Annotated in this window: 5 protein-coding genes; all 5 read right to left on the bottom strand. The window is 72.2% G+C overall.

The window, feature by feature from the left end; genetic code table 11:
• Nucleotides 1–94 precede the first annotated feature (94 nt).
• The 5 genes from ABZU69_RS21575 to ABZU69_RS21595 all read right to left on the bottom strand — a co-directional run bounded on the left by ABZU69_RS21575 (nucleotide 95) and on the right by ABZU69_RS21595 (nucleotide 6,611).
• Complete coding sequence (locus ABZU69_RS21575; protein ID WP_354966120.1) at nucleotides 95–619, bottom strand: sigma-70 family RNA polymerase sigma factor; 525 nt, start codon at nucleotides 617–619, stop codon at nucleotides 95–97.
• A 113-nt stretch (nucleotides 620–732) separates the two neighbouring features.
• Nucleotides 733–3,549, bottom strand: a complete 2,817-nt coding sequence (locus ABZU69_RS21580) for a BTAD domain-containing putative transcriptional regulator (protein WP_354966121.1) — start codon at nucleotides 3,547–3,549, stop codon at nucleotides 733–735.
• Between the two features lie 70 nt (nucleotides 3,550–3,619).
• Nucleotides 3,620–4,549 carry an RNA polymerase sigma-70 factor gene (locus ABZU69_RS21585; protein WP_354966122.1) on the bottom strand — a complete coding sequence of 310 codons (930 nt, stop codon included), beginning with the start codon at nucleotides 4,547–4,549 and terminating at the stop codon, nucleotides 3,620–3,622.
• Between the two features lie 129 nt (nucleotides 4,550–4,678).
• Nucleotides 4,679–5,308 carry a VOC family protein gene (locus ABZU69_RS21590; RefSeq protein WP_354966123.1) on the bottom strand — a complete coding sequence of 210 codons (630 nt, stop codon included), beginning with the start codon at nucleotides 5,306–5,308 and terminating at the stop codon, nucleotides 4,679–4,681.
• A 112-nt stretch (nucleotides 5,309–5,420) separates the two neighbouring features.
• Nucleotides 5,421–6,611: an MFS transporter gene (locus tag ABZU69_RS21595; RefSeq protein ID WP_354966124.1), complete on the bottom strand. Its 1,191-nt coding sequence runs from the start codon at nucleotides 6,609–6,611 to the stop codon at nucleotides 5,421–5,423.
• Nucleotides 6,612–6,907: the final 296 nt, after the last annotated feature.

Here is a 6,907-nt window from a genome sequence, read left to right on the forward strand (position 1 = left end):
CATGGCAGGGCTCGCCCCGCGAGATGGGCACGTGTTGCGGCAGTGTGAGCTTCCGCTCAGCGGTCGGCTCGCCCGTCGGTGGAATCGCCCCTGCTCAGGCCGCATCCAGACCGGTGCGCAGGGCCCGCAGCGCGTAGTGGGTCCGTGATTTCACCGTGCCGATCGGCACTCCCAACCGGCCCGCGACCTCCTCCGGTGACCGCCCGACGAGGTACACCTCGGAGAGCAGACTGCGCTGCGCCGGGCTCAGCCGGCGGAGCGCGCGCCGGATGGCGTACGACGCGAGCGCAGTGCCGGTCGTGTCGTCGCGAGCGGGAATCCAGGTCATGTCGACGAGATGGACCTCGGCAGGGCGGCCCGTGCGCAGCCGGACGCCGTCGATGACGAGCCGCCGTGCGACGGTGACGAGCCACCGCCGAGCGGCGGCAGGTTCGGCCGGCACCGAGTCGAGGTGCCGCCAGGCCCGCAGCATGGTGTCCTGGAGCAGATCCTCGGCGGTTTGCCGCTGGTTGCGGGTCAGCACGAGCAGGAGACGCAGTACGGCGCGGGCGTGGTCGGCGTGCAGCGCGGTCATGCGCTCGGCCCGGCCGGCCGGTGATTCGTCGGATGCCCGGAGCACGGTCCACCCCCAGAGGCAGAAGCAACGGCGAGTGCGGCACGAGCCTAGGGACGAGCGATGCGAATGGACTGACGTGGAAGTGTGAATCGAGTGCCGTCGCCGATCGCAGTCGGTCACGGACGCGACGTGACCGCCGCGAGCAGGCCGGCCAGCCGCTGCCCGGTGGGCGTCTGCGCGTACGGGATCAGGGCCCGTGCCTCCTGCCATGCCCGCACCGCGGTGTCCTGTTCGCCGGCGGCGGCGAGGGCGTCGCCGAGCAGCGCCAACACCTCCGCGGCCGGCGCCGGCGCCGAGGCCTCCTGGTAGGCGACGGCCGCCTCGCGCCAGCAACCGGCCGCCGTGTCGAGCTCCTGACGAGCGAAATGGGCCCGGCCGAGCACCTCCCACGCCTCGGCGACGCCCAGCCTGTACTGCGCTCCGCGCGACAGCGCCATCGCCTGCTCGGCGCAGCGCACGGCCTCTTCCGCCCGGCGCAGCTCGGCGTTGCTCGCCGCCATGATCACCAGGACGTCCGCGAGCAGCCTGTCGTCTCCAACCGCGCGGGCCGGCCCCAGCGCCGCGGATAGCGTCCGGACGACCTCCTCGTGTCGCCCCTGGGCGCCCAGGATCATCGCCCGGTTGATCCTTGCCCGGGTCAGCTCTCCGGGCAGGCCGAGCCGGGCGAGCAGCTCGACAGCCCGGTCGAGATGCCCGATCGCGGTGTCGTGCTCGTGTCGGAAATAGGCCGCCCCGGCCAGGCTGCGGTGCATCCGGGCCTGCCCGACCAGGTCGCCGCCGGCCCGGGCGGCGTCGAGGGCCACCTCGCCGGTCGTCGTCCAGTCGACCCACCGGCCGCTGCGGTCGAAGAAGTGCTGCATACCCAGAGCGAGCTGCCAGGCCTCAGTGTGCCGGCCCTGCCGGGCGGCCCGATCGACCAGCGCGATCAGTACCTGCCGCTCGGCGGCGAACCAACGCATGGCGTCGTCGTCACCGGCGAAGCGCAGCGGTGTCTCGCCCACCCCCGGCTCGATCATCGGGTGATACTCGGAGGTCAGCAGCCGCTGGTCCGCCTGATAGCTGGTGGCCCGGTAGAACTGCACGCAGCGCAGCTCCGCGGCGGCGCGCTCGGCTGGGCTGTCGTGCTCCTCGCCGAGCTCCGTGGCGTAGGCCAGCAGCAGGTCGTGGGTGCGGTAGCGGCCCGACCGGTCCTCGCTGATCAGGTGCGCGCGGCTCAGCTCACCGATCAACGCCCGACCGGTCCGCAGCGAGACGCCGGCCAGGCCCGCCGCCGCGGCGATCGAGATGTCGGGGCCGGGGTGGATCGGCATCAGCCGGAATAGCCGGGCGGCCGGGGCGGAGAGCGCCTGGTAGGACCAGGAGAAGACGGCACGCAGCCCGGTCTGCGGGTCGTCGCCGTCGAAGCCGTCCAGGCTCCCGGGCGACTGGGCCAGCTCGGCGGCGATCTGCCCCGGTGGTGTCCGCGGCAGGCTCGCGGCGCGGGCGGCCACCACGGCCAGCGCGAGCGGCAGCCGCCCGCAGCTGGCGATGATGGCGTCGATCGCGGCCCGGTCCGCCGCGACGGGGCCGACGCCGAGCGGCCGCAGGAGCGCCGCGCGTGCCTCGTCGACACTCGGCAGGCCGACCGGCAGCGGGTGGGCGCCAGCCGTGGTCAGCAGGGTGCTGAGCCGGCTGCGACTGGTGACGATCACCAGACAGCCGGGGGTGCCCGGCAGCAGGTGCCGGATCTGCTCGACGTCCCGGCAGTTGTCGAGCAGGATCAGCAGGCGTCGGCCGGCAAGGCTGCTGCGGTACATGCCGGCTTGGGCGTGCAGCTCAGCGGGGATGCCCTCCTGAGGCACCCCGAGCGAGCCGAGGAAGCCACGCAGCGCCTCGGCCGGACTCATCGCCGGCTCCCGTCCGTCGTATCCGCGCAGGTCGACATACAGCTGCCCGTCCGGGTAGCCGACGACGAACTCGTGGGCGAGGTGGACGGCGAGGGCGGTCTTGCCGATCCCGGGCATGCCGTCGATCGCGAGGACCGCCGGCCCGTCCGGGCGCGAGATCACCGCGCGGGCCTCGGCGAGGAGGTCGTCCCGGCCGACGAAGAAGGCCAGGTCCGGGGGCAGCTGCGCAGGCCGGGGCAGTGGCGGGGGTAAATCGGCACGTGCCGGCCGGGTGCGCTGGTGCAGCAGCCGGTCGTACGCCTCCCGCAGCTCCTCGCCCGGATCGATGCCCAGGTCGTCGGCGAGCCGGCGGCGAATTACCCGGTACATCTCGACGGCTTCCGCCTGGCGGCCGTCGGCGGCGAGCGCCAGCAGCAACCAGCTCTGCAACGACTCGTCGAGCGGGTGCTGCTCGGCAGCCTGCCGCAGCGGCGCGAGTACGTCGCTCATCCGGCCGCAGCGCTCGGCGGCGTCGGCGGCTTCGCGCACCGCTTGGGCGCGTTCGGCCTCCACGGCGAGGAACGTGGGATGCCGGCGGGAGGCTGGCTCCAGGCCCGCCGCGCACCGGCCGCGCCACAGCCGCAGCCCTTCGAGGGAATGCCGCAGCGCCGACTCCGGGTCGCCGTCCTGCAGGCTCCGGCCCGCCAGCCGGCTCAGCGACCGGAACTTCAGCAGGTCAAGGGACTCTTCGTCGGCGCGCAGCCGATAGCCCGACAGGTCCCGGAGGATGTGCCGGCCCGCAGAGCGGTTCGGCAGGCCGGGTTCGAGCAGGCGTCGGAGCAACCCGACGTGGCGGTGCACGACGTTCGCGGCGCTGGGCGGGGGCTCCTCGTCCCAGAGCAGGTCGACCAGTTCGGCCAGGGAGACCGGTGCACCGGCCCGGGCCAGCAGCAACGCGAGCACGAGGCGCTGCTGTCGCGCGCCCAGGTGCAGCTCGGCGCCGGCGCGGACGACCCTGATCGAGCCGAGCACCGAGAACCCGATCGTCTCGCCCGCCTCCGCTCGCACGCCGGCAACGGTAACCACCCGGACGTCGCGGTCGCGGATGGGGACGCTGTGCGCGTTTCGCGGCGACGGCTCAGCGACGCAGGGCGGTCGCACGCTCCATGTGTGACAGCTTCTCGGGGTTGCGCACGGCGTACAGCCCACTGATGAGGCCGTCGTCGATGCGCAGCGCGATGACCGTGTCGATCTCGCCGTCGAGCCGGAGAACCAGCGCGGGGTAGCCGTTGACCTGGGCCGGGTGCAGCGACGTGGCGGCGATCCTGACCTGCTTGGAGGCCATCAGCCGCGCTACCTTGCCAGCCCCGGCGATGGGCCGCAGCACGGCCTGCCTGACTCCGCCGCCGTCACCCAGGAGCACGACGTCCGGCGCGAGGATGTCGAGCAGGCCCTGCACGTCGCCGGTCTCGACCGCCCGCTGGAACGCCTCGATCGCGCCTTTGGACTCGGCCGGAGAAACCACCCCGCGGGGCCGGCGCGCGGCCACGTGTGCGCGCGCCCGGTGAGCGATCTGGCGGACCGCGGCCGGGCTCTTGTCGACGGCTTCGGCGATCTCGTCGTAGGCCAGATCGAACACCTCGCGCAGTACGAACACCGCCCGCTCGGTCGGAGCGAGCGTCTCCAGCACCAGCAGCATCGCCATCGAGACGCTCTCGGCCAGCTCGACGTCCTCGGCGACGTCGGGCGTGGTCAGCAGGGGCTCGGGGAGCCAGGAGCCGACGTAGGACTCCTTGCGGCGGCCGAGCGTACGCAGCCGGCTGAGTGACTGGCGGGTGGCGATCCGGACCAGGTATGCGCGCTGGTCCCGCACGGTGTCGAGGTCGACGTCCGCCCACCGCAGCCAGGTCTCCTGGAGGACGTCCTCGGCGTCGGCGGCGGAGCCGAGCATCTCGTAGGCGACCGTGAAGAGCAGGTTGCGGTGGGTGACGAACGCGTCGGTGGCGGGGTCCGTGCGGCGACCCTCCCTCGTGGCGGCGCCTGCAGCGTCCGGAATTGCGCTGGCCATGGGTCGCTCCTGTCGCTTCGATCCCGACTGCGTCGCCCACAAGACGCTGATCCATCACATGCTGTGACACCCAGCGTTCGTGACGGGCGTCACCCGCACCGGCTGACCGGGCCGGCTCGGCGTCATGGCTCACTCGGGCAGCTTGGCCCCTGACTGCTCGCTCGCCATGTACGACGCGTACCAGTCGGGCCAGTTCTCGTCCGCCTTGCCGGTGCGCTTCTCGTGCTCGCCATGGGCGGCGGCCGCGCGCCGGAGCGCGCTCGCCAGGTCGCTCGCGGAGCCGAACGACGTCACGCCACCCTCGACACGCCCGGGAAGCCTGGTCGTGATCTCCTGCATCAACCAGGTGTTGCCGTCCGGGTCGCGGAACGTGGCACGCGAGAAGTAGCTGCGCCGCTCGGGATCCAGCCCGTCGACCGGGCCGTCCGCGGTGGCGTGGACGATGCCGCTTACCTCGACACCGGCGGAGACCAGGGCGCTGCGGGCCGCCTCGACGTCCGACACGATCAGGTACGCCTTGGCCGAACCGGGCGCCGCCGAGGTGAGCTCCGGGCCGAACTGCACGGAGCACCCGGAGCCGTGCGGGGTGAACTGGACCACGCCCGGCGGTGTCTGGTCGAGCCGCCACCCGAGGCGCCCGTAGAACTCCTTCGCCCGGTCGACATCCGACACCGGCACGACGATCACCTCGAGCTTCAGGTCGAGGTTCTCGACGCTGGACGTCCCACTCGCGTCGCTCTGGGATTCCCTCGGGCTCATCGCGGCCTCCCTGGATGAGTGCGGCGCCAGCGCGAGCCACCGCACCGCCGGGCGACGCCGGCTCGATCACCACGCTACTGCCTGCGCCCCGCCCAGATGCCCGTTCCCAACATCAGCCGGGCGCCATCCTCGTCGCCCTGCGCACCCCGAGCAGTGCGACGAGGGCGAGGAGGATGACGGCGATGGAGTACTCGTCGGCGGTCCGAGGGACGCCGCCGGCGTAGACCACGAGGAAGCCGGCGATCACGGTGGGGAGGCCGAAGCCGATGTAGCAGACGAGGTAGAGCAGGGACAGCACGCTGGAGCGTTCGTGCGCCTCGACCAGTGGCATGATCGTCTTGAGGCTGCCCTGGAAACCGCCGCCGAAGCCGACCCCTCCGAGCGCGAGGCCGACGAAGAATCCGGGGACGGACTCGGCCATGATCGCCACCAACGTGACGACCATGCCCAGGATGAGCGCGGCGATCCCGATCAGGATCACGGTCCGCGCGGCGGTGTTCCGCAGCAACAGGACGGCGATCGACCCGAAGAGGGCGAAGACGAAGAGGACCAGACCGCCAACCACGATCGACGTGTTCATGAGGGCGCGCACCAGCGCCGGGCCGAGCGCCCCGAAGAAACCGGCCAGGGCCCAGACCGCGAACAGCACCGGAACGACGACCAGGATCGGCTCGCGTACGGAGCGGGGCAGCTTGATGTCCGGCCGCAGGCTTTGTCGCGCTCCCGCCATCCTCGTGACCGTCTCCGGCATCAGCGCGATCCCGACGGCCTGGATCAGCAGGATGACGAGTAGGACGACGTACACCAGCCGCGTCGGCGCGGGCAGGAACTGGATGAGCAGCGCCGAGAGCAGGGCGCCGCTGCCGGTCCCGATACCCGGGGCGATCGAGTTCGCGAGCGTGCCACGGGCGCGGTCGATGTCGAGCATGGCGGCACCGATGGCGCCGGTGGCGGCGCCGGCCGCGAGCCCCTGCACGAGACGGGCGGCCAGCAGCGCGGGTACGCCGTTGGCGAAGACGAAGACGACCAGCGAGACCATCTGCACCGCGATCGCGACGGCCAGGACCGGACGACGGCCGACATGATCGGACAACTTGCCGAACGTGAGCAGCGACGCCAGCACCGCGAGCGCGTAGACGGCGAACACCACGGTGGTCGTGACCGGCGAGAAGTGCCAGCGCTCCTGGTAGATCCCGTAGAGCGGCGTCGGGGCCGCCGACGCGGCCAGGAACGACACGAGAATCGACGCGAGCAGCACCAGTGAGACCCTCGGCGAGAGTCGTGCCTGCCCCGCGATACTCATGTCGGTGCTCCTCGGCGGCGCTGGAAGCGGTCAGACCTGGACGCCCCGCTGGCGGTAGGGCCGCAGCGGCGTACCCGGTGTGCTCTGCCGCATGCACGCGCCTTCATCCGCTGGCGGATGGGCGGATGGGCGACGCCGGTCCGGCGAGTCGTCGTACGGTCGGGGCATGGGTGCGCCGACCAGGTCGGGCTACGCCTTCCGGGAGGACGTGTGTTCGCCAATTCCGAGGAACTGCTGCGGTACCTCAAGAACGAGGACGTGAAGTTCGTCGACGTTCGTTTCTGTGACCTGCCCGG

Origin of the sequence: Micromonospora sp. NPDC005206, from assembly GCF_040608175.1 — a bacterium.
Classification (GTDB): Bacteria; Actinomycetota; Actinomycetes; order Mycobacteriales; family Micromonosporaceae; genus Micromonospora.